Raw genomic sequence first — 23,595 nt, forward strand, 5'->3', positions numbered from 1 at the left:
GCTGCGATCCTCCACCGCGGTGGCGAGAGGCGGTGGCGATTTCGGGCGGCGTCAGCGCCCCAGAGGGGAGATCGAGCCCGTCGGGTGGAACGCGGCCTCGAAAGTCGGCGTGAACACCGCGTCGTTGAACGGGCCGCGAATCTCGAGCGGTGTGCGGGCCGAGCCGTTGGCCGCACTCAGCAGGCCGGTGAGTTCCAGCCAGCGGCGCCCGAGATCGGCGCTGCCGCTGAGCGACAGCGTGAAACCCGGGCCGGTCATCTGTCCCTCGGTCAGGGTGAGGACGCCGCGGTTCGCCAGGGCGGCGAACTGGGCGGTCTCGAAGCTGGTCTTGCCATGGCGCCATTCGCGTGCGGCCGGAGGCTTTTCGGTGCGGCGCAACAGCTCGGCGAAGGCGACCCCCTTGAACTCGCCCTGGCGCAGGCTCGCATTGGCACGGCCGGTCAGGGAGCCGACGACCTGCTCGAGGCTGTCGCCGGTACCGTCGAGCGCGATCTGGCCGGTGGCGAAGCCGGTAAGGCCGCCGAGCAGTTCGGGCAGGTCGGCGCCGGCCTGGCCGAGGTTGACGCGGTCGAGCCCGGCCTGGAGCTTGACCTCGGCGCCTGACGGAACCGCGGTCGCCAGCAGCTTGGCACGCGCGACTCCGCCATAGGCGGAGGCGCGCAGGATGGCAGCCTCGAAGCGCCCCTTGCGGACCATGAGCTGCGCGGCGAGCTCGCCGAGCCGGGCCGAGCCGAGCCGGGCAGCATCGAGCGAGACGCGCAGATCGACGTCATGGGCCGTCCAGCTGTCGAATTCGAGCGGGGTCTCGCCCGGCTCGCCGGTTCCGGGCGGCTTCTGATAGCCGCCCTGGCGGAACAGGCGCGCGAGATCGAAATCGGCACCGGCCAGCGTTCCCGACAGCACCCGGCGCGCGCCGCCGCCGTCAATCTTCAGCGCGCCCTCGAGCTGGTCGCCATCGAGCTTGGTGATGACGTTGCTGAGCGAGATGTTGTCGCCGGCGAGCTGCGCTTCGGCGGTGAGCTCCACCTGCCGGACCAGGGTGGCGATACGGGGGCGCGGGCCGATCCAGGCGAGCGCATCGGGCAGCGAGCGGCTGGTGAACTCGACCTGGCCGGTCGTGACGCCCTGCGCGGCGGAACGCGCGCCGTTGAGGCGGAAGCCCAGCAGATCGGAGGAGACCGCCAGGGCGATCCGCGAGCGCTCGCCCGTCACCGGCCAAAGCAGATTGACCTTGGTGGGCTCGCCGCGCCAGGTGAAGCTGCCGGCGAAGGCGATGGGCTCGGCTTCCTCGCGTTCCTCGATGACGAGGTTGACGTCGCGCAAGGTGGTCAGGATCGTGTTCCCCGAGCGCGCCATCAGGCTGCCGGAGCTTATCACGAGCCGGGTTTCGCCCGTGAGGGCGGCGAGATAGGCGAGCGGCGGCGCGACCCAGTTGCCGTAATTCTCGGGCTCACCGGGGACGGCGATGTCGATCTCGGGCCCGATCAGGTCGACGCGGTCGAAGTCGAGCTGGCCGCCGACCAGCGAGAGCAGGCGGGCGCGGGCGCGCAGCCTGAGCGCCGTCCCGGACAGGGTTCCGTCGGCCGCGCCGAAGCTGACTTCCGAGAGGCTGACGCGCGGCATCGGCAGAAAGGCGATCTCGGCGCGCTTCAGCGAGGTCACCTTCAGGCCGACGCGCTTCTCGATACCCGCGACGACATGCCGCTCGACCAGCGCCTGTGCCAGTCCCCAGGATTTCAACCCGAGCGCGATCAGGATCGCGACGGCCGCCAGGCCGAGAATGGAGTTGCGTCGTGACATGGGCCTCGATCTGCACTGCGGCTGCCGTTTCGGGCCACGGTGCGAGGGGATAATCGCAAGCGAATCGGCGTCGAACGGGCCGTAACGGCGCTCGCGCGGCAACGGGTTTATTCCGACCGCTCGGGAATGTCGAGTTGCCGGCCCGGAATCAGCTTCCCGCGGCCAGCTTCTCGCCATTGCCGGCGCGCGCCAGCATGATCGCGGGATAGATGCCGATCAGCACGATCAGGAGCGCCGCGAGCGCGCCATCCTCGAAGACGCCGCGCGAGGCGTGACCGTAGACCTGGGTCGCCAGCGTTTCGAAATTGAGCGGCCGCAGGAGCAGCGTCATCGGCAGCTCCTTCATGCAGTCGACGAAGACCAGGAGCGCCGCGGCGGCGATCGCCGGACGGGTCAGCGGCCAGTGCAGCCGGCGCAGCAATTCGCGCCTTCCGGCGCCGAGAGAGCGGGCGGCGTCGTCGATGCGCGGCGAGATGCGGGCGAGCCCGCTTTGCGTGCCCGCCAGCGCGATCGACAGGAAGCGGACGAGATAGGCGATCACCAGCGCCGCGCCGGAGCCGAGCAGCAGCAGGCCGGGGCTGGCGCCGAAAACGGCCCGGCTGGCATCGGCGACGAGATTGTCGAAGGCGGCGAGGGGGACGAGCAGGCCGAGCGCCAGCACGGTTCCGGGCAGGGCGTAGCCGAGCGAGGCCAGCCTGGCGACGGCCGGAAGCCAGGGCTCGCGCCCGAGCCTGACCGCGGCCGCGACGCCGACCCCGACGGCGACGACGATGGCCGTTGCGGCGGCCGAGATCGCGAGCGTGTTGGCGAGCGAGCGCAACATCGCCGCATCGGCCTGGGCGATCAGGTCGCGCCGCAGGAATTCGCCGAAGAGAAAGGCGAGGGGCAGGATCGCGCCGAGTAGGACCGGCAGCGCGCAGGCTGCGCTCGCCGCCCAGGCGGCGCTGCGCGGCAACGGGCTGCGGCCGACCGGTCGCAGGCGCTTCACCGGCAGGGAGAAGCGCCTGGCGCCGCGGCTTTGCATCTCGACCAGGATCAGCCCGACGACGACGAGCAGCATGACGCAGGCGATCTGCGCGGCGCCGGGCAGCGACGAGCGGTTGAGCCAGGTCGTGTAGACCGAGAGCGTCAGCGAGCGGACGCCGAGATACTCGCTGGCACCGATATCGTTGAGGGTTTCGAGCAGAGCGAGCGTAAGCCCCGCCGCCAGGGCCGGCCGGGCCATGGGCAGGGCGACGCGCCGGAACAGCGTCCAGCGCGAGGCGCCGAGGGTACGCGCCGATTCGACGATGGCGGCGCTCTGCATGCCGAACAGCGCCCGGACGCTGAGATAGACGTAAGGGTAGAGCACGAGGCCGAGGATCAGGATCGCGCCGGTGAGGTTGCGCGGGTCGGGGAACCAGTAGTCGCGCAGCGAGCGGTAGCCTGTCAGCGCCCGGAAGAGGCTCTGCAGCGGGCCCTGGAATCCGAGGATTTCGACGTAGACATAGGCGGTGATGTAGGTCGGCATCGCCAGCGGCAGCACCAGCAGCCATTCCAGGCTCTTCCGTCCGGGGAATTCGTGCTGGGTCACCAGCCAGGCGGTGCCGACGCCGACAATGCCGCAAAAGACGGCGACGCCGGCGAGCAGCAGCAAGGTGTCGCCGAGAGCCGCCGGCAGGACATTGGCGGTCAGATGCGGCCAGACCGCCAGGGCCTCGCGCGACAGGGCGGTGAGGCCGAGCGAGAGAACCGGCAGAGCGACCAGCGCCGCGGCGAGCGCGGCGAGCAGGGCAAGACGCGTCGACGGCCGCCACAGATGTGACGGCCGTCCATTGGCGGGGCTGATGACAGCCTGACTCAATTGTCGAAGCCGACCTTGTCGACCAGTTCGGAAGCTGCCTTGCGGTTCTTGGCGACGTCGCCGAGCGGAGTCGTGTCGGGCGTCAGGGCGCCGAGCAGCTTGACCGAGGCGGCTTCCTTGACGTCGGCATTGACCGGGTACTCGAAATTGCCGTCGGCATAGAGATGCTGGGCCTTCTCGCCGAGCATGTACTCGACCAGCTTGACCGCGTTCTCCTTGTTCGGCGCATTCTTGGCGATCGCCGCGGCCGAGACGTTCACATGGGTGCCGCCGCCGGCGAAGCTGCTCTTCAGCGGCTTGATCGCCTCGTACCAGCCCTTCTGCTCGTTCTTCGCCTGGCTCATCAGTCCGATATAGTAGGTGTTGATGATGGCGATGTCGCACTGGCCGGAGAGAATGTCACGCGCGACGTCGCGGTCGCCGCCGCCGGGCTTGCGGGCGACATTGGCCTTCAGGGCCTTGAGATAGGCCTCGGTCTTCTCGGCGCCGTTGCGGGCGAGATAGGCGGCGAAGAAGGCGTTGTTGTAGGGGTGCTGGCCGGCACGGATGCAGAACTTGCCCTTCCACTTGGGGTCGGCGAGCTCCTCATAGGTGATCGCATCCTGCTTCACCCGGTCCTTCGAGGCGACGACGATGCGGGCGCGCTGGGTCAGCGTGACCCAGTTGTTGCCCGGGCCGCGCAGCGCGGCCGGCACGGTCTTGTCGACGAGCGCCGACTGGATCGGCTGGGTGATGCCGGCATCGGCGGCTTCGTTGATCTGGCCGACATCGACCAGCAGCATCACGTCGGCCGGGCTGTTGGCGCCCTCGGCCTTGATGCGCTCCTGCAGGCCGTCCTTCAGGAAGACGGCGTTGACCTTGATGCCGGTATCCTTGGTGAAGGCCTCGATCACCGGGTTGAGCAGGGCCGGCTCACGCGTGGTGTAGAGGTTGACGCTCTGTGCGAAAGCCGGGCCGGCGAGCAGGCAGGAAGTCAGCGCTGCGGCATAGAGGCGGGACTTTACGGACATGCTTCACTCCTGGTGCGGGCCCGAATGGCCTCGGGTGTCGGCAATGCAGGTAGAGCGCCAGCCGCAGGTGGTCAAGGAAATATGTAGCTTTATCAATGGGTTATATCAATTCTAAACTGGCTCCATTTTGGATTAATTCTAAGAATGAGACTGAGGATTCGGCATGGCCGGGCTGCGGCGCGGGGGAAAGTGGCCACCCCTGGGATGCCTCGGTGCATGCAAGAAGACGGCGCTGTAAACATTGCGCCAGTCGTTAAAATTCGTGACATTTCTACAACAATTGTTCGGATTGCAGCGGCGGCAAAGCTGAGCGCGGCAATTGCCGCGATGCCGCCACAAAGCGCTCCCAGCAAATGAACCTGCCAATTCGTCGCGGTATGGAAGATTTGAGATTGATTTTCCGGGTTTCCGGAAAGGGTTTCAGGCTTCCTGCAGGCGGAGGGGGTGGCGTTGCGTCCCGCGATGGCCGCGTGGCACATCGGGTCGCGCAGAAGGCGCGGCTTGCGGTCAGGAAGACAGAGTACGATGGACGGACGCGTTTTCGATAAGTCTAAGCTCCCCAGCCGGCATGTCAGCGTCGGCCCGGCCCGTGCTCCGCACCGTTCCTATTATTACGCCATGGGCATGACCGCGCGGCAGATCGCGCAGCCCTTCGTCGGCGTCGCCTCCTGCTGGAACGAGGCCGCGCCCTGCAACATCGCGCTGATGCGCCAGGCCCAGGCTGTCAAGAAGGGCGTCGCCTCGGCCAGCGGCACGCCCCGCGAATTCTGCACCATCACGGTCACCGACGGCATCGCCATGGGCCATCAGGGCATGAAGTCCTCGCTGGCCTCGCGCGAGGTCATCGCGGACTCGGTCGAGCTCACCATGCGCGGCCATTGCTATGACGCGCTCGTCGGGCTCGCCGGCTGCGACAAATCGCTGCCGGGCATGATGATGGCGATGGTGCGCCTCAACGTGCCCTCGATCTTCATCTATGGCGGCTCGATCCTGCCCGGCAGCTTCAAGGGCAAGCCGGTGACGATCCAGGACGTGTTCGAGGCGGTCGGCAAGCATTCGGTCGGCGCCATGTCGGACGAGGATCTCAAGGAGTTGGAGGAGGTGGCCTGCCCGTCCTCCGGCTCCTGCGGCGCCCAGTTCACCGCCAACACCATGGCGACGGTCGCCGAGGCGATCGGCCTGGCGCTGCCCTATAGCTGCGGCGCGCCGGCGCCCTACGACGTCCGCGACACCTTCTGCTACACCGCCGGCGAGATGGTGATGGAGCTGATCGCCCGGAACATCCGGCCGCGCGACATCGTCACCCGCAAGGCGCTCGAAAATGCCGCCATGGTCGTCGCGGCCTCCGGCGGCTCGACCAATGGCGCGCTCCATCTGCCGGCGATCGCGCATGAATGCGGCATAGATTTCGATCTCTTCGCCGTGGCCGAGATCTTCAAGAAGACGCCCTACATCGCCGATCTGAAGCCGGGCGGGAAATATGTCGCCAAGGACATGTTCGAGGTCGGCGGCATTCCGCTGCTGATGAAGACCCTGCTCGACCACGGCTATCTGCATGGCGACTGCATGACGGTCACCGGCCGCACCATCGCCGAAAACCTCGCCTCGGTGAAATGGAATGACGAGCAGGACGTGATCCGTCCGGCCAACAAGCCGCTTTCCGACAATGGCGGAGTCGTCGGCCTGGTCGGCAATCTCGCGCCCGAAGGTGCGATCGTGAAGATCGCCGGCATGCCGGCCGAGAGCCTGGTCTTCAGCGGCCCGGCGCGCTGTTTCGACTGCGAGGAGGACGCGTTCAAATGCGTCGCCAACCGCGAATACAAGGTCGGTGACGTGCTGGTGATCCGCTATGAGGGCCCCAAGGGCGGCCCCGGCATGCGCGAGATGCTGGCGACGACCGCGGCGCTCTACGGCCAGGGCATGGGCGACAAGGTTGCGCTGATCACCGACGGGCGATTCTCGGGCGCGACGCGCGGTTTCTGCGTCGGCCATGTCGGCCCGGAGGCGGCTGTCGGCGGGCCGATCGGCCTGATCCGCGACGGCGACATCATCGAGCTCGACGCCATCACAGGAAAGCTCGCAGTCCGCCTTTCTGATGCCGAACTTGAGGAGCGTCGTAAGGCCTGGAAGCCGCGCGGGACCGACTACAACTCCGGCGCGCTCTGGAAATACGCGCAGACCGTCGGCTCCGCCAAGGGAGGGGCCGTCACCCACCCCGGAGGGGCGGCCGAGACCCATTGCTATGCGGATATCTGAAACCATCCTAGCCGGAGCCCTGTTCGTCCTGGGCTGCCAGCCGGTCGCCTGGGCGCAGGAGCTGAACGGGCAGCGCGGGCTGGTCCCGCCGCGTCCGATCCCCGGCATCGCCCTGCCTGAGCCGGAGGATGGCGCGGTCGGCGAGCCGTCTCCGCTCGCCGGCGGGCGGGCCATCGCGCCAGCGCCGAGCGGGCCGGTCGCCCACACCGCCCTGCCGCTCGCACCCTTCAGCAGTGCACGCGACGCGCTGAAGGCCTGGATGCGCGATTCCTCGGCCGGCGACCAGGCCGGCGCAGTGCGCGCGCTCGAATTCGCCGCCTCGCGCGGGCATCTCGCGGCGCAGTTCAAGCTCGGCCGCGTCTATGCCAGTGGCGACGGCGTTCCGGTCAATGATCTCAAGGCTTTCGAATATTTCTCGAAGATCGCGGATGAGAATGCCGACCAGATCCCCGGCACCTCCGATGCGCGCATCGTCGCCAGCGCCTTCGTCGCGCTCGGCGGTTATTTCCTCGACGGCATCAAGGGCACCTATGTGAAGCCCAATGCCGACCGCGCCTTCGACATGTTCCACTATGCCGCCTCCTATTTCGGCGACTCGGACGGCCAGTACAATCTTGCGCGGCTCTATCTGAATGGCACCGGCGCGCAGCGCGATCCGCGCCAGGCGGCGCGCTGGATGAAGCTCGCCGCCGAGAAGGGCCATGCCCCGGCGCGCGCGGTTTTCGGCGATATGCTGCTGCGCGGCGGCGATGGCGTCCCGCGCCATCCGATCCTCGGCCTGATGTGGCTGGCACTGGCCCGCGAGGGCGCCGACGCGACCCGCGAGGGCTGGATCGTCGAGCGTTGTGATGCCGCCTTCGGAGCTGCGAGCCCCGCCGACCGGACAGCGGCGCTCGCTCTGGTCGAACGCCAGCAGGTGGCTGGGCGCGGCGCGCGGCGCTGAGGCCTGCATCCAGCGGCGCGCTGGTCGCCTCAGCGCGAATCCCGATCGGAGCGGCGTCTTCGGACGGGAAGGGATGTGTTCTCCCCGGCATGCGGCCGGCTCGCCCTGATGACGATGTCCCTGTCCTGAGCGCGGCGATCTATGCGCCGAAGGTATCCATCAGGATGAAGGTGCCATCCTGTCTTTGATGGCGGTTGATCAGGGGCACCAACCGGGTGAAGTGCTCCGTCCGGCAATGGGCGTCGAGTGCGGCGCGGTCCGGCCATTCCTCGACGAAGATGAAATGGCCCGGGTCCTTCCGGTCGACGAAAAGCTCATAGCCGAGGCATAGCGGCTCAGCCCGCGTCTTCTCGACGAGTTCACGATAAAGCGGGGCGACGAGTTCCAGCGCGTCCAGCCGGATGAAGTCCTGGGCTATCACCTTCAGCACGCGCTTGCCCCCGATGGTTATGGCGAGAGCGGCAGTGCCGGTCAGTTCAGCTCGATCAGCACCGGAACATGGTCGGAGGCTTTTTCCCAGCCGCGGACATGCTTGGCTATGGAGACGCCGGCGAGCCGGTCCGCCGCCTGCGGCGAGAGCAGGAGATGGTCGATGCGGATGCCATTGTTCCGCTGCCAGGCGCCAGCCTGATAGTCCCAGAAGGTGTAGAGTCCGGGCGCATCGGTCGAGGCACGCAGGGCCTCGGTGAAGCCGAGATTGACGAGCTTGCGGAAGGCGGTGCGGGTCGGCGGCAGGAACAGCGCATCGCCGGCCCAGGCGGCGGGATCGCGCGCATCGCGCGGCTCGGGGATGACATTGTAGTCGCCGGCGAGCACCAGCGGTTCCTCATGGGCGAGCAGGCCGCGTGCATGCACGGTGAGGCGCTCCATCCAGGCGAGCTTGTAGGGATATTTCTCGGTGTTGGGCGGGTTGCCGTTCGGCAGGTATATCGAGGCGAGCCGGACGACGCCGTCGCCATGCGGCAGGACGCCTTCGAGATAGCGCGCCTGTTCGTCGCCATCATTGCCCGGCAGGCCGCGCCGGATATCCTCGAGCGTGCTGCGCGAGAGGATGGCGACGCCGTTGAAGGCCTTCTGGCCGTGGGTCGTGACCTGCCAGCCGGCCTCCTCGATCTCGGCCCGCGGAAAGTCGCCATCGACGCATTTCAGCTCCTGCAGGCAGAGCGCATCGGGCTCGGCCTCCTTCAGGAAGGCGAGCAGGTGCTGAAGCCGCTGGCGGACCGAGTTGACGTTCCAGGTGGCGATACGCACGGGCTGACTCCGGATTCTCAGGGCTCGCCACCATAAGGACCCCAGCGGGCGCCAAGGCAAGTCAGCAGGCGCGTCAGGGAGCGAGCGCGGCGCGCGGCTCCCGACCCGTTGCGGACCTTTCCTGAGCGTGACACGGTAGCGTTATGACGACGCACACCCGAGCTGATCTAGACCGGCTATCGGCGCTGGCCCGACGTGAGTTTTCGCACGCTCACATGTCAGACACGAAGTGGAGGAGGCTCTTCACGGCTATGGACGAGGCCGGTGTCGATCTCGAACAGATGATCGTGAAGTTTATCCATGTGCCCGAGCCAAAGGTCATGTACTTCCCCTCGATTAACGCGCTCTATCAGCCCTATCCCTGGATAGACAGCTTTGATTTCGGCCCTATTGAGCTTCGCTCAATCGAATGGATGGACATTCCCGCCGTTGCTCGCTTCCCGCGTCTAAACAATGTTCCGGCTCTCGAGACTGCTCAGAACTTGGCGGCAGCAGAAGCCGTTCTCCTGCATCTCAACTGCAATTTCGCAGCCACTCCCGGTGGCCTAAGGGTTATCGGCTATAGCCGATAGGTTCCGCTTTCGACCCATCTCGGACATGCGCAGCCCAAGGCGCTCCGCTTTGGCCATAACGAAAAAGGCCTCCCCATGCGGGAAGGCCTCGATGCGAACCGGAGCTGCGCCTGGCGCTTACGGGCAGGCGCGGACCACGCCGCCGGTGCCGATATAGGTGCCGGTCTCGGGGTCGTAGGTGCGGAAGCGGCGCGAGCAATAGGCGATCGCGTCGGCGTCCGGCGTGGCGTAGACCGGGCCGCGATAGGGCGGGGGCACTGGCTCGGCATAGACCGGGCCGGGTGCGAGCAGGGCACCGGCGGCCAGGGCACCGATCGCGCCAGCCGCGATGCCGGCACCGACCGCGGCGCCACGATTATAGCGATAGCCGCCATAATAGCCGCCGCGGTAACCGTAGCGCGGACCGTAATAGCGGCGATACTGCACGGTCTCGACGAGGCCCGCATCGGCGGCCGCGGTGACGGCGGCAGTTGCGGGCGCCAGCGGCGCTGCATTGGCCGGGGCGGCGAGAACGAACGCGCCTGCGGCAGCGGCTGCGATCATGGTCGTCCTGAACATCGAAAAACTCCTTTCCTCTCCAACGCGAGAGGAACGCTGACTGTTCCCCCAGGGCTGCCGCCACTATCGGCGGCGGCGACGTGTAGCCGAATGCACTAATCGTCAAAAGCGGCGAAAGTTCAACGTTCTCGATGAATATTCGGTATTTTTGCTTGCGAAAATCGCGGGAACTCACCATTTCGCGCTGCACAAGGCGCTTGGCGTCCGATTCCCCCAGAGGCCCGAACCCGACATGTCGCACCCCGTCGAACCCACCGGCGCGCTGCCGGCCGCCACGCTGAAGCCGCTGCCGATGATCATCTTCGCCTCGCGCTGGCTGCAGGTGCCGCTCTATCTCGGCCTGATCGTGGCACAGTGCGTCTATGTCTTCCTGTTCCTGAAGGAACTCTGGCACCTCGTCACCCATTCCTTCGACTTCAGCGAGCAGCAGATCATGCTGGTCGTGCTCGGCCTGATCGATGTGGTGATGATCTCGAATCTGCTGATCATGGTGATCGTCGGCGGCTACGAGACCTTCGTCTCGCGGCTGAAGCTGCAGGGCCATCCCGACCAGCCGGAATGGCTCAGCCACGTCAACGCCTCGATCCTCAAGATCAAGCTGGCCATGGCGATCATCGGCATCTCGTCGATCCACCTGCTGCGGACCTTCATCGAGGCCGGCAATATCGGCATCGCCGGGCGCACCGCGAACTACACCGAGACCGGCGTGCTGCTGCAGACGCTGATCCATGTCGTCTTCATCTTCTCGGCGATCGGCATCGCCTGGGTCGACAAGATGACGATCGGCAACGGCAAGGGACATTGATTTGACGCGCGTCAGGCTCGGGCTCGACCCGCGTATCTCTGGCCGTAAAGGGCGCTGACTGGAGCCTTCTCGTCATGGGATTCTCGGCCCTCCGCTACGCTGCGGCCGAGAATGACGTAACTACCCCCGCGCCCGGCGCGGCGGCAGGCCCTTGATCTGCGGCGAGGCGAGGCCGGGGGCGGTCTCGACGCCAAGCGTCGGCAGGGCCAGCGTGCGCTGGCCGCGGAAGTCGACATGGCAGACGAGGAGCCCGCGCTCTTCGATATAGCCGAGCAGGCGGCGGGCGCGGCTCGGCGAATGGCTGCCATAGGCCTCGGCCAGCTCGGCGTCGGAGGGGCTGGGGACGCCCTCGATCGCGCTGCGGGCAATGAACAGGAAGAGCCCGTGCAGGTCCTCCGGCAGCGTCTCGGCGGCGGTGAGCGCCTTCTCCCAGGCGTCGGAGGACAGCACCGCCTCGCTCGCCCCGGCGCGGGCGACGGCGAGCCGCTTGCGGAAGGCCTCCAGCCCGGTTTCGGGGCCGCTGACGCGGCGCATGCGGCAGCGCACGGTGAAATCCTGGTAGAGCACGGCGACCGGCCGGTCGCGCGCCTCGGTATCGTCGAGCAGCTCGTTCAGGATCTCGACGAGCGCCGCCTCGCGCTCCTCCGGTTCCATCTCGATCTCGGGCTCCGGGGGCGGCATGGGCGGCTGGTGCGTCTCGATCCGCCGGATGATCTCGGGGGCGACGGCCGGGCGCGGGCGCGGCTGGCGCGGCCAGGGAGCAGGGGCGACCTCGTCCTCGCCAGCGGTGAAGATCAGCTTGCTGGCATCCTCCGGCGCCTGCTCGGGCAGCGGCAGCAGGCTGGGCGCCCCACCGCGGTCGACCGAGGCGACGGAGCCGATCCGCACCGGCAGGGGGCGGCGCGACAGGGCCGGGCCGAGCGCGACGAACTGGCCGCGTTCGAGATCGCGGAACATCTCGGCCTGGCGCCGGTCCATGCCGAGCAGGTCGGCGGCGCGCTGCATGTCGATGTCGAGGAAGGTGCGGCCCATCAGGAAGTTCGAGGCCTCGGCCGCGACGTTCTTGGCGAGCTTGGCGAGGCGCTGGGTCGCGATCACGCCGGCCAGCCCGCGCTTGCGACCACGGCACATCAGATTGGTCATGGCGCCGAGCGAGAGGCGGCGCGCCTCGTCGGAGGCTTCGCCGGCCATCACCGGCGCGAAGAGCTGCGCCTCGTCGACGACGACCAGCATCGGATACCAGCAGGAGCGGTCGACATCGAACAGCCCGCCAAGGAAGGCGGCGGTGGCGCGCAATTGCTCGTCGGCGTCGAGCTCCTCGAGATTGAGCACGACCGAGACGCGGTGCTGGCGCACGCGCAGCGCGATTCGCTGCAGCTCCGGCGGGCTCGCCGTGCCGTCGACGACGACATGGCCGAACTGGTCGGCCAGCGAGACGAAGTCGCCTTCGGGGTCGATCACCGCCTGCTGCACCAGGGGCGCGCTCTGCTCGAGCAGGCGGCGCAGCAGATGCGATTTTCCCGAGCCGGAATTGCCCTGGACCAGCAGCCGGGTCGCCAGCAGTTCGGCGAGATCGAGCTCAGCGGGCTCGCCGCTGCGCGTCGAACCCATGTCGATGCCAGTCTTCATGCCGGGAGATATGCTACCTTCGATCCACGCTGGCCAGCCCCGCCAGCAAGGCGCGGGCCGCGCGCCCGTCTAGCATGGCAAGCGGTCGCTGGGGGACGATCCCGCCCGGCATCCACAGCAAATGGCCTCAGCGCGGGCAGCCATGGGTGCGCTCGACGCGCTGGATGTCGGCGATCTGCCGGCGCTGACTCGTCGAGAGCGGCACGTCCTCGACATTGTCATAGACACAGCCGGCATTGCCGAAGGCGCGAATGGCGCGCTCGGTGCGGAAGCAATAGCCCTGGGCCTTGTAGATCTCGTTGCGCTGGTACCAGAGATCCTCGCAGGTCTGGGCCTCGGCCGAGTGGATGATGACGAACGACGACAGGGCGAGGCCTGCGCCGACTGCCAGGAGCAGCGATCTCGGCATGGGACGGCGCGCGTTTTCAGTCACCATTGTGAAAGCCTCCTGCTTCGGGCGAGAATTGTTTTCGCTTCGCCGCCACGACCGCATCATGATCCTGCGGCAAAGGGCTGGCAAAACCGTGAATTGACGCCTCCGTCCGCCAGGAACGACAAGACCGCGAAGCCATGAATGCCGAACCTGCTATCGCCTTCCCACGTCTGCAAGCCCGCCGCCGCCCGGCGCGGACGCTTCGGCGCGTGCTGGTGGTGCTCGGTGGCGCGCTGGCAGCTTTCGCTCCGGCCCATGCCCAGGCCCAGAAGCGCTCGATCGCGCTGATCCGCGATGCCGAGATCGAGCAATTGCTGCGCGACTATGCGACGCCGATCTTCAAGGCGGCTGGGATCAATGCGCGCGGGACCCGAATCATCCTGATCAACGACCGCGCCTTCAACGCCTTCGTCGCCGACGGCAAGTCGATCTTCGTCAATATCGGCGTGCTGATGGATGCCGCGACCCCGAACGAGGTGATCGGCGTGCTGGCGCATGAGAGCGGCCATCTCGCCGGTGGCCATCTCGCCCGGCTGCGCCAGGAGATCCAGGGCGCGCAGATCCTCTCGATCGCCGGTCTGCTGGCCGGCGCCGGCGCCGTCGTCGCCGGCGCGCGCGGCGGCGGTGGCTCGATGGGCAATCCCGGTATCGGCGCGATGGGCGCCCTGACCGGGCCGCAGGAACTCGTCCGCCGCTCGCTGCTCGCCTATCAGCGCTCGGAGGAGCAGGCGGCCGACCGGGCCGCGGTGCGCTATCTCGGCGCCGCCGGCATGTCGGCGAAGGGCATGCTCACCGTCTTCGGGCGCTTCGCCGAGAACAGCGCCTTCCTGACGCGCAGCATCGATCCCTACACGATCAGCCATCCGATGCCGACCGAGCGCGTCGCCCAGCTCGAGACGCTGGCCAAGGCCAGCCCGCATTTCAACAAGGCCGATCCGCCGGAGCTGCAGGCGCGGCACGACCTGATGCGGGCCAAGCTGATGGGCTTCGTCGAGCGGGAATCGGGCGTCGCCCGGCGCTATGGCATGGCCGACCAGTCGATGGCGGCACGTTATGCCCGCGCGATCAGCGATTATCGCTCAGGCCGCATGGCGCAGGCCTTGGTGGCGATGGACAAGCTCAGCGCCGAGCAGCCGCGCAACGCCTATTTCCTCGAACTCAAGGGCCAGGCGCTGCTCGAGGCGGGCCGCGCCCGCGAAGCCGTGCCGGTGCTGCGCCAGGCGGTCGCGCTGGCGCCGCAGGCCGGGCTCATCCGGCAGATGCTCGGCCATGCGCTGCTCTCGACCGGGCAGGCGGGTCTGCTGGACGAGGCGATCCGCGAACTCTCGAACGCCGCTTCGCGCGAGCCCGATTCCGCCGAGGTGCACCAGCACCTCTCCAATGCCTATGCGGCCAAGGGCAACATCGCCATGGCCGAACTCTCGGCGGCGCAGTATGCCTTCGCCAAGGGCGACTGGACGGTCGCGCATACGCAAGCCAGCCGGGCGCTCGGCAAATTGCCGCAGGGATCGCCCGCGGCGCTGCGCGCGCGCGACATCCTCGACTATGTTCCTCCCGACAAGCAACGCTAGCGGCCGCCGGCCGCAGCCCTGAAAGGACCTACACCAATGCTGCTTTCCCCGCTCCGCCGCCTCGCCATGGCCGGCCTTGCCGCGGCCGCGCTCGGCTTCGGCGCCATGCCGGCCAAGGCCCAGGCCCCGGCGCTGACGTCCGAGCAGCGCCAGGCCGTGGTCGATCTCGTCCGCGAGACGCTGCTGAAAAATCCCGAGCTGATCCAGGAGGCGATGGTCGAGCTCGAGCGGCGTAACCAGCTCGCCCAGGTCGAGGCGCAGCGCAATGCGCTCTCGGCCGAGAAGGCGAGCCTCGTCGACCCCGCGACCTCGGTCATCGCCGGCAATCCGCAGGGCGACGTCACCATCGTCGAGTTCATGGATTACAATTGCGGCTTCTGCAAAAGGGCGATGGAAGACGTCAACACGCTCGTCAAGGCCGATCCGAAGCTGAAGGTCGTGATCAAGGACTTCCCGATCCTCGGGCCGGATTCGGTCGAGGCCAGCCGCGTCGCGATCGCCGCCAAGGCGCAGCTCCAGGGTCAGAAATACTGGGACTTCCACCTCAAGCTGATGGGCACCAAGGGCCGCATCAACGGCGCCAAGGCGATGGAGGTCGCCAAGGAGGCCGGCGCCGATATCGAGCGCCTGAAGAAGGACATGGAAGCGCCGGCGACCCGCGCCGTGATCGAGCACACGGTGGCGCTCGGCGACCGGCTCGGCCTGACCGGCACGCCGGCCTTCGTGATCGGCGACGAGGTGGTGTTCGGCGCGGTCGGCGCTCCGGCCCTGAAGCAGAAGATCGAATCGGTCCGCAAATGCGGCAAGGCGACCTGCAGCGGCTGAGCGGCAGGGCAGACCAGCTGGACGGGATCGGAGGCGGCGCCACGCCTTTCTGGGGCGCCGCAGGCGATTTTCGCCGGCAAACGGGGGGAGGCGGTCGCCTTCTCCCTTCCCCTGAACCGCCGTTCCGGCTAAGACCCGCCGACGCGGCGCGGCCGCCGGCTTGATCCGGCGCCATTCATTCGCATATCCGCTTTTCCTTCGGGACGTGCCGTCCCATCCATCGAGCTTACAAAGACGGTGAAGTCCGCCATGGCGACCAAGAGCCCCATCGATCCGGAACTCGTGCGCGAAATGGCGCAGCTGATCAACGAGACGGACCTGACCGAGATCGAGGTGCAGAAGGGCGATCTGCGCATCCGCGTGGCGCGCACCATCACCGCGACCGTGATGGCGCCGGTCGCTTCGGCGCCGGTCATGGCAGCCGCGCCGGCACCTGTCGCCGCCGCGCCGCTCGAGGCCAAGGCCGCAGCCGCGCATCCCGGCACGGTGAACTCGCCGATGGTCGGCACCGCCTATCGCCGGCCCTCGCCCGATGCCAAGCCCTTCATCGAGATCGGCCAGGAGGTTAAGGCCGGCGAGCGCGTGCTGCTCGTGGAAGCGATGAAGACCTTCAACGACATCGTCGCGCCGCGCGCCGGCAAGGTCATCGCCATCCTGGTCGAGGACGGACAGCCGGTCGAATACGGCGAGCCGCTGCTGGTGATCGAGTGAGGCCGGCGCCGGACGGGAGCGGGCTGAAGATGTTCGACAAGATCCTGATCGCAAACCGCGGCGAGATCGCCCTGCGCGTGCTGCGCGCCGCCAAGGAACTGGGCATCGCCACGGTCGCCGTGCATTCGACCGCCGACGCCAACGCCATGCATGTGCGCCTGGCCGACGAGAGCGTCTGCATCGGCCCGCCGCCGGCACGCGAGAGCTATCTCAACATTCCCGCCTTGATCGCCGCCTGCGAGATCACCGGCGCAGATGCGGTTCATCCCGGCTACGGCTTCCTCTCCGAGAATGCCCGCTTCGCCGAGATCCTCGAGCGGCACAACATCACCTTCATCGGCCCCAAGGCCGAGCATATCCGCAGCATGGGCGACAAGATCGAGGCCAAGCGCACCGCCAAGCGCCTCGGCATCCCCTGCGTTCCGGGTTCGGAAGGCGGGGTCGCCGATGACGAGGAGGCGCTGCGCATTATCAGAGAGATCGGCCTGCCGGTCATCATCAAGGCGGCGTCCGGCGGCGGCGGCAAGGGCATGAAGGTCGTGCGCAGCGAGGACGAGATATCCGTCCTGCTCGCCACCGCCCGCAGCGAGGCCAAGGCCAATTTCGGCGACGATGCCGTCTATATCGAGAAATATCTCCAGAAGCCCCGCCATATCGAGATCCAGGTGCTCGGCGACGGCAAGGGCCGGGCGATCCATCTCGGCGAGCGCGACTGCTCGCTGCAGCGGCGTCACCAGAAGGTCTGGGAGGAGGGGCCGTCACCCGCCCTCAATGCCGGTGAGCGTGACAAGATCGGTAATATCTGCGCCAAAGCGATGGCCGATATGGGCTATCTCGGCGCCGGCACGATCGAGTTCCTCTACGAGGACGGCGAGTTCTACTTCATCGAGATGAACACCCGTATCCAGGTCGAGCATCCGGTCACCGAGATGATCACCGGGATCGACCTGGTCAACGAGCAGATCAGGATCGCGGCCGGCGCGCCGCTCTCGATCCGCCAGGAAGACGTGATCATCGAGGGCCATGCCATCGAGTGCCGCGTCAACGCCGAGCATCCGTCGACCTTCCGGCCGTCTCCGGGGAAGATCGCCTCGTTCCACACGCCGGGCGGTCTGGGCGTGCGCGTCGATTCGGCGGCCTATCAGGGCTATGTCATCCCGCCGCATTACGACTCGCTGGTCGGCAAGCTGATCGTGCACGGCCGCAACCGCGACGAATGCCTGATGCGCCTGCGTCGCTCGCTCGACGAGTTCGTCGTCGACGGCGTCGACACGACCCTGCCGCTGTTCCGCACCCTGGTGCGCAACCAGGACATGCTGAACGGCGACTACAACATCCACTGGCTGGAGAAGTTCCTGGCCAATGGCGGCATGGGGCAGCCCATCGAGGGGTGAGCCTTTCCTTCTCCCCTTGCGGGAGAAGGTGGCGCGCAGCGCCGCATGAGGGGTCGCGCCAGGCTTTCCGCTTCGGCATGATGGCGAGATTGCAAGGTCGCGAAACCCCTCACCCCAACCCTCTCCCGCAAGGGGAGAGGGGCTGGTCGCGACCCTGGTTTGACAGGCTGGCGCGCCCGCGCTCCCATCACTGCATGAAGGCCCGTTCCAGACCCGTGCGCGCGCCCATGATCACGCCGGAAATCCTGCTGCGCGCCTATGCCGGCGGGGTCTTCCCGATGGCCGAGAGCGCCGAGGATCCCGGCCTGTTCTGGGTCGAGCCCGAGATTCGCGGCATCATCCCGCTCGATGCCTTCCACGTTCCCGGCAGGCTGCGGCGCACCGTGCGCTCCGATCGTTTCGAGATCCGCGTCGACCACGACTTCGAGCCGGTGATCGCAGCCTGCGCCGAAAGCCGCCCGGATCGCGAGGAGACCTGGATCAACCGGCGCATCCGCGCGCTCTATGGCGAGCTTTTCGCTCTCGGTTTCGTCCACACCGTCGAGTGCTGGCGCGAGGGACATCTGGTCGGCGGCCTCTACGGGCTTTCGCTCGGCGGGGCCTTTTTCGGCGAGAGCATGTTCCATCGCGAGACCGATGCCTCGAAGGTAGCGCTGGTGCATCTCGTGGCGCGGCTGCGGCGGGGCGGCTACCGGCTGCTCGACGCCCAGTTCCAGACCGCCCATCTCGCCCAGTTCGGTACACGCGAGCTGCCGCGGGAGATCTATCGCAGCTTGCTCGAGCCGGCGATCGCCAGCGAGGCGCAATGGTGGAGCTGGCCGCGGGAGAAGCGCGTCAGCGGCAGCGAGGCGCTGGCGGAACTGGAGAGCGTGCCCGGCGCGCACTGAAGATTCGGCAGTCACGGGAAAAGGATGGACTCGCGGCAAGGCGAGGGGCTTGATCTTGGCCATGTCACGCAACATATGAAGTTCCATGAAGCGCGACAGCCGATTGTCCGGGGTGCTGCATGTCCTGCTGCACATGGCGGAACAGGATGGCCCGGTGACCTCCGAAGTCCTCGCCAGGGCGATGGCGACCAATCCCGTGGTGATCCGGCGGGTGATGGCAGGCCTGCGCGACCAGGGCTATGTCCGCTCCGAGAAGGGGCATGGCGGCGGCTGGACCATTGCCTGCGATCTTTCGAAGGTGACATTGTGCGACATCTACGACGCGCTCGGCAGCCCCTCGCTGCTGGCCATCGGCAACCGGACGGAGGCCCCCGGCTGCCTCGTCGAGCAGGTGGTGAACGCGGCGCTCGACCAAGCCTTCGCCGATGCCGAGGCCCTGCTGCTCGCCCGCCTCGGCGAGGTGACGCTGGCCGGACTGAGCGCCGGCTTCCATGAGCGGCTCGTCGCCCGTGGCGGCCGCCACGATCTGGAAGCTTCCCATGGTTGAAGCAGTCTGCCGTCGCCTGGCCGGATGGCAGTGGAGCGCTGGTGCTCGCCGCTTTCAGCAGCCGAAGACGAGGCCGATCTCATGAACGCATCGACGGCGCCATTCTCGGACCCCGCGGCGGTCGCTCGCTATGCGGAAGGCCCGCCGCGCTTCGTGCCCGGCTTTCACGATCTCCATAAGATGACCGGCATCCTGCTGGCGGAACGGGCTCCGGAAGACGCCCGGGTGCTGGTCCTGGGGGCAGGGGGCGGGCTCGAGCTCAAAGCCTTGGCGCAGGCCCGGCCGGGCTGGGTCTTCGACGGTGTCGATCCGGCGGCCGAAATGCTGAAACTAGCCGGCCAGACGCTGGGGCCGCTCGGCAGGCGCGTCGATCTTCACGAGGGCTATATCGAGGATGCGCCGGAAGGGCCGTTCGATGCGGCGACCTGCCTGTTGACCCTGCACTTCCTGGCGCCCGAAGACAGGCGGCGCACGCTGGGCGAGATCCATCGCAGGCTGAAGCCCGGGGCGCCCTTCGTCGCCGCTCATGCCAGCTTCCCGCAGGGGGAGGGCGAGAGGGGACTCTGGCTCTCGCGCTACGCCGCCTTCGCCAAGGCTTCGGGGATGGACCCGGCCAAGGCGGAGAGCGCCCGCGCGGCGGTCGCAGCGCATCTCCAACTGCTCAGCCCCGAGGAGGACGAGGCAATCCTGCGGGATGCCGGGTTCTCGCAGGTCGGCCTGTTCTACACGGGCTTCAGCTTCCGCGGCTGGGTCGGCTACGCCTGATCCTCAGGGGTAGGGAACGCTTCCGGCGCGGGCTGCCAGAGCTCGATCGGATTGCCCTCGGGATCATGGATGCGGCAGAAGCGGCCAACCTCCGAATCCCATTCGGGACGGCTTTCCACCGCGATGCCGGCGGCCTTCAGCGCGGCCATCATCGCGTCGAGATCGTCGACGCGGAAATTCACCATCCATTGCTGCTCAGGCCGGCCGAAATAGTCGCTCGTCGCGGCAAAGGGGCCGAAAATGGTCGGGCCTGCATCCTGGCGCCAGACCGCCTTGGCGAGGTCGTCGATGCCGAGATGACGTTCATACCAGGCGGCGAGAGCCTGCGGGTCACCAGCGCGGAAGAAAAGACCGCCTATGCCGGTGACGCGCGCCATGGTTCAGTTTCCGCCGGTCGGGTCGCGGCCACCGCCGGCCGGGTTGGTCGGGAAGAAGCGCTGCGTCGGGGCGCGCGGCTGCACTGGCACGCCCTGCGGCGGAGCGACGTCGATGCGCTGATTGCTGCCCGGCGCGCCCGGGGGCGGGGTCTCGCGGGCCGGACGCACCGGGCGCTCCGGACGCTGGCCCGCGGTCGGCGGCGGGGTGGCCTCCGGCTCCTTGGGGTCGACGACCAGTTCGGTGCCGCCTTTGCAGTCGGTCAGCCAGACATCGTAGATCGCATGCTCGACGCCGTGCAGGCCGGGGCTCGCCGCATACATCCACCCGGTGAAGATCCGCCGGTATTCGTTGTTGAAGGTGACCTCGTCGACCTCGGTGAAGCTCGTGGTCTGCGGCGCCTCGGTCGGCGGCCGCGTCCAGCAGACGCGCGGCGTCAGCTGCAGGGCGCCGAACTGCACGGTCTCGTCGATCGCGACCTCGAAGGAGATGATCCGACCGGTGATCTTGTCGAGCCCGGCAAAGACCGCGACCGGATTGCGGATGCGGTCGGCCTTGGCCGGGGCCGCCAGCACGAGCGCGGCGCCGGACAGGGCGGCTAAGGCGAGGCTTCTGCGGAGCGAGGGCATGCTGGCTTGCGATTCTCTTCCAGCGCGGCCGAGCCGCGACGGCGCCGGAGTAGCACGGCAATCGCAGCGGAAAAAGGGCGGAAGCCGGGGGCCAGGGTGGCGGCGCCGCGGCCATGCGCATGCGATCGAGGGCGAGTGACCGACGCCCGGCCGGTAGCCTGCGCCTGTGCGGTCGGGTCGGAAGGCTCTTCGGCCAAAGAAAAACGCGCGACCCGCCAGGATCGCGCGCTGCTCGATGGCTTGCGGGCGCTCGTGGGCCGCTCAGCGGCCCGGCGTCCAGGCCTCGTAATCGCCGGTCGCCGGCGGGCGCTCATTCTCGGCCAGGGTCGAGCCGGAGGGGCGATAGGCGAGGGCGGTGCCGGTATGGTTCGGCTGATGCGGCTGCTCCCAGTCGCGCGCAGCGTACTTCTCTTCGGAGGGCGCGATGTCGACGGTGTGGTGCAGCCAGCCGTTCCAGCCGGACGGGATCGTCGAGGCCTCGATCGGGCCGTTATAGACGACCCAGCGGCGCTGGATGCCGAGGGCCTTGTCCTTGGCGCCACCCTTGGTGCGGTAATAGACGTTGCCGAACTGGTCCTCGCCGACCTTCTCGCCGAAGCGCCAGGTGTGGAAGCGCGTGCCGAGGGTCTGGCCGTTCCACCAGGTGAAGATCTGAAGCAGGGTCTGGTTCATCGCTCTTGTCCGGAGGCGCTCGGGCTCGCGCGACTTATGTCGTCCAGCGCCCGCGATGTCCAGTGCGGCCGGGCGCAGCAGGCATGCATGGCTACGGCGCTGCCGCCACGATCCGCCGCAGCAGGCCGATGAAGTCCCGGGTGCGGGTTCCTCTTCGGCTGTTCCCGGATTCGGCTGTCTGGACCACCACCAGGCGCTTGCCCGGGACGATGGCGAGCAACTGCCCGCCATAGCCGGACGCGAGCGCCGCGCCCTTGCCGAAACCGTCTTCCGGCAAGGTCCACCACATATAGCCATAGCCACGCGCCGGCCGATCGGTCGCGGCATGGGAGGTGGTCGATTCGCGCACCCAGGCTGCCGGTACCAGCTGGCGCCCGTCCCAACTGCCGCCATTGGCGAAGAGCACGCCGAAGCGGGCGAGATCGCGCGCGCTCATCCGGAACGGATAGGCCGGGTGCCGGGAGGCAGGCGATTGCGCATAGCGACCATCCGCGGCCGAGAAGTCCTGCATGCCGATCGGCGCGGCGATACGGCGGGCGAAGCTCTCGAAGATGTCCTCGCCGGTGCGCTGGCGATAGATCGTGCCGAGCGCGTTGAAGTCCCAGTTGTTGTAGAACCAGAAGGTCCCAGGCGCGTGGCTGCCGCGGGCCGGCCGCTTCTCCCTGATCTCGGAGGTCTCGTGCGCCGCCGGGAGATAGATGCCGGAGCGAGCGGTCAGCAGGTTGCCGACGGTCGCGCCCTTCTCCTGCTCCGAGAGCCCAGGCGGCTTCTCGTCGATGCGGAGTTCACCGAGCGTCGAGTCGAGGTCGATCCGTCCTTCTGCGACCGCGATGCCATAGAGCGCGCTCAGCAGGCTCTTGCGGACCGAGGCGACGCCGACCTTGCGGGCCGGGTCGCCGAAGGAGGCGATAACGGCGCCGTTCTGCACCAGCAGCAGGGCGGTCGGCTTGCGCAGGTCGGCATAGTCCCGCAATGGCTGCAGCGCGGCTGCGGGCCAGCCTGCCGTGGCGGGATCGGCGGTCCGCCACTCCTTGTGGGGCTCGGCCCGTGCTGGCAACACCCAGAGACAGAGCACGATGATTGCGAGCAGGCGTTGCATCGGTTCGGCTCCTGGTGTCCTGCGCGCATCAGGCGGGGCAATCCCGGCGACTATGCGGTGCCGAAACCGGCCATCCAGACTCAGCGCAGCAGCGAGCGTGCGGTCGGGATGAGGCGGGCGATATCCGGGGAGCGGCCGCCGCCCACCGAAATCTCGCGCAAGGCCGCCTCGAGCGCGGGGATCGTCTGCGAAACCGCTGGCCGTACGAGCGCGACCGCGACGCATTCTCCTTCGCGCACGGGGAGGCGCGCGAATCCGTTCCTGCTGCGGTCGCTGATCATGCTGGCAAGAATCTCGCCGCCTTCCGCGCGAACCGCTTGCGCAACCAGATTTGCGCTCTCGGCCGCTTCGGTGTCGCTACTCGTCGGCGCGAGATGGTGGATGGCGACCAGATGTGTCCGCCCGTCTTGGCGATCGACGGTTCCCGCGGGCAATCGCCCGAGTCCACTTGGGTCGAAGCCAAGGCCGGGTGCGGCAGGCTTTAGCATCAGCGCGTTGTGCCATGCCAGCATGGTCTCGTTCGCGGCGGGGCCGTGCTCCGCCCAGACCGGCCCACCATAGAAGGCGGGGAGGGCGCGGCTGCGGGCGTCCTGATCGGCAAAGCCGCGGAACCAGACGAACTGGTCGGGCGCCGCGGGATCGCGGAACTGCGCCACGACGCTCATCCCGGCCGCTTCCTGCGTCTCGACGAGGTAAGTGTCGAAGACGCGGATCAGGGTTTCTCGTGCACCGGGCTTCAGGCTGTCGCGGCGCAGTTCGAAGACGGTGTCGGTCATGGCGTTCCTTTGGCTGGCGTTCCCCTGGCTGGTGCTTCCGCTAGGCGGAGGGGCAGCCCAACTCCGTCAGCAGCGTCGTCGGAGCCTTCGCCACGATTCGGTCACGGTTCGGGAGGCGTCCGCGGCCGGTTGCGGGTTCGCGCCAGCCGGCCAAGCGTCGCGCGGATTCAAGCACTTGTGGCGGCTGCCGCAGAGAACGCTTCCAGTAGTGGGTCAGGCGGGCCCCGGTTGAGGGCAGGTTAAC

The 23,595-nt window shown here is 67.9% G+C and carries 25 protein-coding genes; 12 read left to right on the forward strand and 13 right to left on the reverse strand.

Annotated elements, in window-relative coordinates; genetic code table 11:
- Positions 1 to 51: 51 nt before the first annotated feature.
- From ACWGRX_RS00770 to ACWGRX_RS00780, 3 genes are all read right to left on the reverse strand, one after another.
- Positions 52 to 1,800 carry an AsmA family protein gene (locus tag ACWGRX_RS00770; RefSeq protein WP_452116022.1) on the reverse strand — a complete coding sequence of 583 codons (1,749 nt, stop codon included), beginning with the start codon at positions 1,798 to 1,800 and terminating at the stop codon, positions 52 to 54.
- Positions 1,801 to 1,948: 148 nt separating this feature from the next.
- Positions 1,949 to 3,643, reverse strand: coding sequence for an ABC transporter permease (locus ACWGRX_RS00775; protein ID WP_452116023.1), 1,695 nt, complete (start codon positions 3,641 to 3,643; stop codon positions 1,949 to 1,951).
- Positions 3,640 to 4,653: an extracellular solute-binding protein gene (locus ACWGRX_RS00780; RefSeq protein WP_291637886.1), complete on the reverse strand. Its 1,014-nt coding sequence runs from the start codon at positions 4,651 to 4,653 to the stop codon at positions 3,640 to 3,642. Before ACWGRX_RS00780 ends, ACWGRX_RS00775 begins: the two co-directional genes overlap by 4 nt.
- 216 nt (positions 4,654 to 4,869) lie before the next feature.
- Between ACWGRX_RS00780 and ACWGRX_RS00785 the strand changes: the two genes are divergently transcribed.
- The 3 genes from ACWGRX_RS00785 to ACWGRX_RS00795 all read left to right on the forward strand — a co-directional run bounded on the left by ACWGRX_RS00785 (position 4,870) and on the right by ACWGRX_RS00795 (position 7,852).
- On the forward strand, positions 4,870 to 5,010 hold the full coding sequence (locus ACWGRX_RS00785; RefSeq protein WP_452116024.1) for a hypothetical protein: 141 nt from the start codon (positions 4,870 to 4,872) through the stop codon (positions 5,008 to 5,010).
- A 168-nt stretch (positions 5,011 to 5,178) separates the two neighbouring features.
- Complete coding sequence (ilvD, locus tag ACWGRX_RS00790) at positions 5,179 to 6,909, forward strand: dihydroxy-acid dehydratase (RefSeq protein ID WP_291637889.1); 1,731 nt, start codon at positions 5,179 to 5,181, stop codon at positions 6,907 to 6,909.
- Complete coding sequence (locus ACWGRX_RS00795) at positions 6,896 to 7,852, forward strand: tetratricopeptide repeat protein (RefSeq protein WP_291637891.1); 957 nt, start codon at positions 6,896 to 6,898, stop codon at positions 7,850 to 7,852. The genes ilvD and ACWGRX_RS00795 overlap by 14 nt, the downstream gene beginning before the upstream one ends.
- Positions 7,853 to 7,991: 139 nt before the next feature.
- Here ACWGRX_RS00795 and ACWGRX_RS00800 read toward each other — a convergent pair whose 3' ends face one another.
- Together ACWGRX_RS00800 and xth are read right to left on the reverse strand one after the other, a co-directional pair.
- A complete protein-coding gene (locus ACWGRX_RS00800) occupies positions 7,992 to 8,282 on the reverse strand; it encodes a putative quinol monooxygenase (RefSeq protein WP_452116025.1) in 291 nt (96 codons plus the stop codon).
- Between the two features lie 41 nt (positions 8,283 to 8,323).
- Complete coding sequence (gene xth, locus ACWGRX_RS00805; protein WP_452116026.1) at positions 8,324 to 9,103, reverse strand: exodeoxyribonuclease III; 780 nt, start codon at positions 9,101 to 9,103, stop codon at positions 8,324 to 8,326.
- A gap of 143 nt (positions 9,104 to 9,246) precedes the next feature.
- Between xth and ACWGRX_RS00810 the strand changes: the two genes are divergently transcribed.
- Entirely contained in the window at positions 9,247 to 9,675 is a 429-nt protein-coding gene (locus tag ACWGRX_RS00810; RefSeq protein ID WP_452116027.1) for a DUF6678 family protein, read from the forward strand.
- 117 nt (positions 9,676 to 9,792) lie between these two features.
- On the opposite strand, the gene ACWGRX_RS00815 is transcribed toward ACWGRX_RS00810, so the two are convergent.
- Complete coding sequence (locus ACWGRX_RS00815) at positions 9,793 to 10,233, reverse strand: BA14K family protein (RefSeq protein ID WP_452116028.1); 441 nt, start codon at positions 10,231 to 10,233, stop codon at positions 9,793 to 9,795.
- 232 nt (positions 10,234 to 10,465) lie between these two features.
- Here ACWGRX_RS00815 and ACWGRX_RS00820 point away from each other — a divergent pair, with 232 nt between their 5' ends.
- Positions 10,466 to 11,038 (forward strand): TIGR00645 family protein, encoded by a 573-nt coding sequence (locus ACWGRX_RS00820; RefSeq protein WP_452116029.1) that lies wholly within the window; start codon positions 10,466 to 10,468, stop codon positions 11,036 to 11,038.
- A gap of 120 nt (positions 11,039 to 11,158) precedes the next feature.
- On the opposite strand, the gene ACWGRX_RS00825 is transcribed toward ACWGRX_RS00820, so the two are convergent.
- Both ACWGRX_RS00825 and ACWGRX_RS00830 read right to left on the reverse strand, forming a co-directional pair.
- On the reverse strand, positions 11,159 to 12,667 hold the full coding sequence (locus tag ACWGRX_RS00825; RefSeq protein ID WP_452116030.1) for a helicase HerA domain-containing protein: 1,509 nt from the start codon (positions 12,665 to 12,667) through the stop codon (positions 11,159 to 11,161).
- A gap of 127 nt (positions 12,668 to 12,794) precedes the next feature.
- Positions 12,795 to 13,076, reverse strand: coding sequence for a YARHG domain-containing protein (locus ACWGRX_RS00830; protein ID WP_452116031.1), 282 nt, complete (start codon positions 13,074 to 13,076; stop codon positions 12,795 to 12,797).
- 161 nt (positions 13,077 to 13,237) lie between these two features.
- Between ACWGRX_RS00830 and ACWGRX_RS00835 the strand changes: the two genes are divergently transcribed.
- From ACWGRX_RS00835 to ACWGRX_RS00865, 7 genes are all read left to right on the forward strand, one after another.
- Positions 13,238 to 14,671: a M48 family metalloprotease gene (locus tag ACWGRX_RS00835; RefSeq protein WP_452116032.1), complete on the forward strand. Its 1,434-nt coding sequence runs from the start codon at positions 13,238 to 13,240 to the stop codon at positions 14,669 to 14,671.
- Between the two features lie 36 nt (positions 14,672 to 14,707).
- Complete coding sequence (locus tag ACWGRX_RS00840) at positions 14,708 to 15,496, forward strand: DsbA family protein (protein WP_452116033.1); 789 nt, start codon at positions 14,708 to 14,710, stop codon at positions 15,494 to 15,496.
- Between the two features lie 249 nt (positions 15,497 to 15,745).
- A complete protein-coding gene (gene accB / locus ACWGRX_RS00845) occupies positions 15,746 to 16,207 on the forward strand; it encodes an acetyl-CoA carboxylase biotin carboxyl carrier protein (RefSeq protein WP_291649814.1) in 462 nt (153 codons plus the stop codon).
- Between the two features lie 29 nt (positions 16,208 to 16,236).
- Complete coding sequence (gene accC, locus ACWGRX_RS00850; protein ID WP_291637913.1) at positions 16,237 to 17,601, forward strand: acetyl-CoA carboxylase biotin carboxylase subunit; 1,365 nt, start codon at positions 16,237 to 16,239, stop codon at positions 17,599 to 17,601.
- 227 nt (positions 17,602 to 17,828) lie between these two features.
- Positions 17,829 to 18,488, forward strand: coding sequence for a leucyl/phenylalanyl-tRNA--protein transferase (gene aat / locus ACWGRX_RS00855; RefSeq protein WP_452116034.1), 660 nt, complete (start codon positions 17,829 to 17,831; stop codon positions 18,486 to 18,488).
- 85 nt (positions 18,489 to 18,573) lie between these two features.
- Positions 18,574 to 19,035, forward strand: coding sequence for an Rrf2 family transcriptional regulator (locus tag ACWGRX_RS00860; protein ID WP_452116035.1), 462 nt, complete (start codon positions 18,574 to 18,576; stop codon positions 19,033 to 19,035).
- Positions 19,036 to 19,116: 81 nt separating this feature from the next.
- Positions 19,117 to 19,800 carry a class I SAM-dependent methyltransferase gene (locus ACWGRX_RS00865; RefSeq protein ID WP_452116036.1) on the forward strand — a complete coding sequence of 228 codons (684 nt, stop codon included), beginning with the start codon at positions 19,117 to 19,119 and terminating at the stop codon, positions 19,798 to 19,800.
- On the opposite strand, the gene ACWGRX_RS00870 is transcribed toward ACWGRX_RS00865, so the two are convergent.
- From ACWGRX_RS00870 to ACWGRX_RS00890, 5 genes are all read right to left on the reverse strand, one after another.
- Positions 19,791 to 20,177, reverse strand: a complete 387-nt coding sequence (locus ACWGRX_RS00870; RefSeq protein ID WP_452116037.1) for a VOC family protein — start codon at positions 20,175 to 20,177, stop codon at positions 19,791 to 19,793. The genes ACWGRX_RS00865 and ACWGRX_RS00870 overlap by 10 nt on opposite strands.
- Before the next feature lie 3 nt (positions 20,178 to 20,180).
- Complete coding sequence (locus tag ACWGRX_RS00875) at positions 20,181 to 20,804, reverse strand: DUF2155 domain-containing protein (RefSeq protein WP_452116038.1); 624 nt, start codon at positions 20,802 to 20,804, stop codon at positions 20,181 to 20,183.
- 261 nt (positions 20,805 to 21,065) lie between these two features.
- Positions 21,066 to 21,476, reverse strand: coding sequence for an NADH:ubiquinone oxidoreductase subunit NDUFA12 (locus ACWGRX_RS00880; RefSeq protein ID WP_291637926.1), 411 nt, complete (start codon positions 21,474 to 21,476; stop codon positions 21,066 to 21,068).
- 91 nt (positions 21,477 to 21,567) lie between these two features.
- Entirely contained in the window at positions 21,568 to 22,575 is a 1,008-nt protein-coding gene (locus ACWGRX_RS00885) for a serine hydrolase domain-containing protein (protein ID WP_452116039.1), read from the reverse strand.
- Between the two features lie 80 nt (positions 22,576 to 22,655).
- On the reverse strand, positions 22,656 to 23,351 hold the full coding sequence (locus tag ACWGRX_RS00890; RefSeq protein WP_452116040.1) for an NIPSNAP family protein: 696 nt from the start codon (positions 23,349 to 23,351) through the stop codon (positions 22,656 to 22,658).
- Between the last annotated feature and the right edge of the window lie 244 nt (positions 23,352 to 23,595).

This window comes from Allobosea sp. NPDC055594 (assembly GCF_053618995.1).

What these genes read in the sequence shown, in the direction of transcription:
- ACWGRX_RS00875 (WP_452116038.1), bottom strand. Translation starts at nt 20,804, where the DNA reads ATGCCCTCGCTCCGCAGAAGCCTCGCCTTAGCCGCCCTGTCCGGCGCC.
- accC (WP_291637913.1), top strand. Translation starts at nt 16,237, where the DNA reads ATGTTCGACAAGATCCTGATCGCAAACCGCGGCGAGATCGCCCTGCGC.
- ilvD (WP_291637889.1), top strand. Translation starts at nt 5,179, where the DNA reads ATGGACGGACGCGTTTTCGATAAGTCTAAGCTCCCCAGCCGGCATGTC.
- ACWGRX_RS00840 (WP_452116033.1), top strand. Translation starts at nt 14,708, where the DNA reads ATGCTGCTTTCCCCGCTCCGCCGCCTCGCCATGGCCGGCCTTGCCGCG.
- ACWGRX_RS00810 (WP_452116027.1), top strand. Translation starts at nt 9,247, where the DNA reads ATGACGACGCACACCCGAGCTGATCTAGACCGGCTATCGGCGCTGGCC.
- aat (WP_452116034.1), top strand. Translation starts at nt 17,829, where the DNA reads ATGATCACGCCGGAAATCCTGCTGCGCGCCTATGCCGGCGGGGTCTTC.
- ACWGRX_RS00865 (WP_452116036.1), top strand. Translation starts at nt 19,117, where the DNA reads ATGAACGCATCGACGGCGCCATTCTCGGACCCCGCGGCGGTCGCTCGC.
- ACWGRX_RS00825 (WP_452116030.1), bottom strand. Translation starts at nt 12,667, where the DNA reads ATGAAGACTGGCATCGACATGGGTTCGACGCGCAGCGGCGAGCCCGCT.
- ACWGRX_RS00785 (WP_452116024.1), top strand. Translation starts at nt 4,870, where the DNA reads ATGCAAGAAGACGGCGCTGTAAACATTGCGCCAGTCGTTAAAATTCGT.
- ACWGRX_RS00835 (WP_452116032.1), top strand. Translation starts at nt 13,238, where the DNA reads ATGAATGCCGAACCTGCTATCGCCTTCCCACGTCTGCAAGCCCGCCGC.
- ACWGRX_RS00860 (WP_452116035.1), top strand. Translation starts at nt 18,574, where the DNA reads ATGAAGCGCGACAGCCGATTGTCCGGGGTGCTGCATGTCCTGCTGCAC.
- ACWGRX_RS00830 (WP_452116031.1), bottom strand. Translation starts at nt 13,076, where the DNA reads ATGCCGAGATCGCTGCTCCTGGCAGTCGGCGCAGGCCTCGCCCTGTCG.
- ACWGRX_RS00890 (WP_452116040.1), bottom strand. Translation starts at nt 23,351, where the DNA reads ATGACCGACACCGTCTTCGAACTGCGCCGCGACAGCCTGAAGCCCGGT.
- ACWGRX_RS00795 (WP_291637891.1), top strand. Translation starts at nt 6,896, where the DNA reads ATGCGGATATCTGAAACCATCCTAGCCGGAGCCCTGTTCGTCCTGGGC.
- ACWGRX_RS00885 (WP_452116039.1), bottom strand. Translation starts at nt 22,575, where the DNA reads ATGCAACGCCTGCTCGCAATCATCGTGCTCTGTCTCTGGGTGTTGCCA.
- ACWGRX_RS00880 (WP_291637926.1), bottom strand. Translation starts at nt 21,476, where the DNA reads ATGAACCAGACCCTGCTTCAGATCTTCACCTGGTGGAACGGCCAGACC.
- ACWGRX_RS00815 (WP_452116028.1), bottom strand. Translation starts at nt 10,233, where the DNA reads ATGTTCAGGACGACCATGATCGCAGCCGCTGCCGCAGGCGCGTTCGTT.
- ACWGRX_RS00820 (WP_452116029.1), top strand. Translation starts at nt 10,466, where the DNA reads ATGTCGCACCCCGTCGAACCCACCGGCGCGCTGCCGGCCGCCACGCTG.
- accB (WP_291649814.1), top strand. Translation starts at nt 15,746, where the DNA reads ATGGCGACCAAGAGCCCCATCGATCCGGAACTCGTGCGCGAAATGGCG.
- ACWGRX_RS00780 (WP_291637886.1), bottom strand. Translation starts at nt 4,653, where the DNA reads ATGTCCGTAAAGTCCCGCCTCTATGCCGCAGCGCTGACTTCCTGCCTG.
- ACWGRX_RS00770 (WP_452116022.1), bottom strand. Translation starts at nt 1,800, where the DNA reads ATGTCACGACGCAACTCCATTCTCGGCCTGGCGGCCGTCGCGATCCTG.
- ACWGRX_RS00870 (WP_452116037.1), bottom strand. Translation starts at nt 20,177, where the DNA reads ATGGCGCGCGTCACCGGCATAGGCGGTCTTTTCTTCCGCGCTGGTGAC.